This is a genomic window from Acidovorax sp. KPB24-03, assembly GCF_057546605.1.
Genome location: NZ_BAAJYR010000714.1, coordinates 1 through 1,132 on the forward strand (window position 1 = coordinate 1; position 1,132 = coordinate 1,132).

General features: G+C 72.8%; 2 protein-coding genes. Both read left to right on the forward strand.

Annotated elements, in window-relative coordinates:
• The coding region (locus AC27KI_RS25430) for a Bug family tripartite tricarboxylate transporter substrate binding protein (protein WP_487116576.1) at positions 1-918 on the forward strand (918 nt) is incomplete at its 5' end.
• 20 nt (positions 919-938) lie between these two features.
• On the forward strand, positions 939-1,132 hold a 194-nt coding region (locus tag AC27KI_RS25435), incomplete at its 3' end, for a carboxylesterase family protein (protein WP_487116578.1).

Sequence of the window (1,132 nt, forward strand, 5' to 3'; positions counted from 1 at the left end):
CCCGCGGCCCTACCCCCGCCCAAGCCGATCCAGCTCATCGCCCAGCAGCCGCCGGGCAGCGCATCCGATGCGATGACGCGCGCCTGGGCCGACTGCGCCGCGCGCGAGATGGGCCAGCCCGTGGTGGTGCAGAACAAGCCGGGGGCCAATGGCATCCTGGCGGTCAATGCGCTCAAGTCCCAGCCGGCCGACGGCTACACGCTGATGACCATCGGCATGTCGCAGATGACCATCACGCCCTACGTCTACCGGCAGCCGCCCTATGACCCGCTGCACGACTTCGACAGCGTGGCGGTGCTGGGCAGCACGCCGCTGGTGCTGGCCGTGCCGGCGGGGCTGGGCATCACGCGGCTGGCGCAGCTGGCGGACCAGGCCAGGGCCCACCCGGGCGGGCTCGATTTCGGCTCGCCCGGCAAGGGCAGCCCGGCGCACCTGCTGACCTCGGCGCTGCTCGACCGCATGGGCGTGTCCGGCACGCACGTGCCCTTCGTGGGCGAAGGCGCCGGCCTCACCGCCCTCATGGGCCAGCAGATCCAGGCGATGACGCTGGTCATCGGCACGGCCGCGCCGCATGCCAGGTCGGGCAAGCTCGTGCCCCTGGCGGTGTTCGCGCCGCAGCGATCGCCCCTGCTGCCGGATGTGCCCTCGATCGGCGAGGCCCTGCCGGCCGCCAAGGACCTGGCCCGCACCGCGTGGATCGCCGTGGTGGCCCGGGCCGGCACGCCGCCCGCGCTGCTGGGCACGCTGAACGCCGCGACCGAGAAATGCCGCAGCGGCGATGCGTCCTACCGCGCGCGGATGGAGGCCATGAACGTGACGCTGGCCGCGTCCGTCCCGGGGGATGCGCGCACCTGGGCGGCACGCGATACTTCGGTCTGGAAACCGTTGATCGACAAACTGGGATTGGCCACTGAATGACTCTGGATACCGTGCCGTGCGTGCACCTTTCCCACGGAGGTGGGCTGCAGGGGCGCCTTGACCATGGCGTCGCCGTGTTTCGCGGCGTGCCCTATGCGCAGGCCCCGCAAGGCGCACTGCGCTTTTTAGCCCCCCAGCCCGCGCCCGCCTGGTCGGGCCTGCGCGAGGCGATGGCTTTCGCGCCGGTGCCGCCCCAGTGGCCGCGCGGCGGCGG